This window comes from Lacinutrix mariniflava (assembly GCF_001418015.1).
Taxonomy (GTDB): domain Bacteria; phylum Bacteroidota; class Bacteroidia; order Flavobacteriales; family Flavobacteriaceae; genus Lacinutrix; species Lacinutrix mariniflava.
The window spans coordinates 1-1,100 of record NZ_LIQG01000011.1; the positions used below are offsets into that span (position 1 = coordinate 1).

General features: G+C 31.4%; 2 protein-coding genes. Both read left to right on the forward strand.

All coding sequences use genetic code 11. From position 1 onward, the window contains the following. Nucleotides 1-76 precede the first annotated feature (76 nt). Entirely contained in the window at nt 77-217 is a 141-nt protein-coding gene (locus tag ASC44_RS18000) for a hypothetical protein (protein ID WP_161804989.1), read from the forward strand. A gap of 369 nt (nt 218-586) precedes the next feature. After that, complete coding sequence (locus ASC44_RS00090) at nt 587-814, forward strand: hypothetical protein (protein ID WP_055445599.1); 228 nt, start codon at nt 587-589, stop codon at nt 812-814. Nucleotides 815-1,100: the final 286 nt, after the last annotated feature.

Below are 1,100 nucleotides of genomic sequence, written 5' to 3' on the forward strand. Positions count from 1 at the left end.
AAAAACTGTCTCGTGACTGGAGTCAAGAAGATATAAATACAAGAACGAATAATGCTATTGCTTTTGTGGGTAAAATTTGTACCTTCATTTTACAAGTGCAACTGTTGGAGGACCTCCTTTATATGGGGCACAACAAATTTTTGGTGACGATCCAAATTTAAGAGTTGGAGAAGTTCATTTTCCAAGTAAATTTTATGCGCGTAGCGAAAATTATTAAGGCCTCTTCTGCCTTAACTGTTGCAAATCAAATTATAGAAAAAAATTGTAGAGGAAGGCATTGCTAAGAAACGAACAAAGGAGTTACCAACTACTTTATTAAAAAGTATCTCGAAAACAGACATTGATGTTTTAGCAACAAAATTTGCCGTAGATAGAGGTTATCCTGAAGCACTATCGAAATTGGTTATTGATAAAAGTAACGGTTTTTGTTATAGATAGGTTTTAATTAAGGTTAAATTGTTTGCTTTGCTAGGCTTTTGTTTTACTTGACTTTGTCAGAAAAAACAACTAACTTCGTTTAACATCTGATATAAAAACATTGAAACGCTTTTATATCAATGGAATATTGTATGCAATTTGACAACCAATGAACAAAGGATTAAAATATGGACTTCTGATTTTCGGAATTGTAATAATTACAGTTGTCGGATTTATTGGATTTGGACTTTACTCAATGGAAATTGAAGACCATTATGGCGACCTAAAAGAATTATATTATGATTCAAAAAGTGGAGATATAATACTGAATAAATCTACTTCTGAATTTGGAATAATCGAAAAAAAACTGGAAACGTTTAAATATCCGAACTCATAAAAAAGATTCTACGGATTTATATAATTGGGTTTATCAAAACGGAATTGAAACCAAGGCGGAAATTTACAGACCGATAATTGAAACGGAAAACATAAATAGTTTGAATTATTCAGAGGTTGTTGACAAAATAAATGCTTCTGAAATGACTTTTATAAATGGAAATAAAAAAAGAATAAAAACTGCATACAACACCGTATAAAAATAATTGCGGCTTAGTGCTTAATCAAAGGTCGTTGCGTGTTTGTAACGTCTGATTTTCCTTCGGAAAAATCCTCGCATACAAACC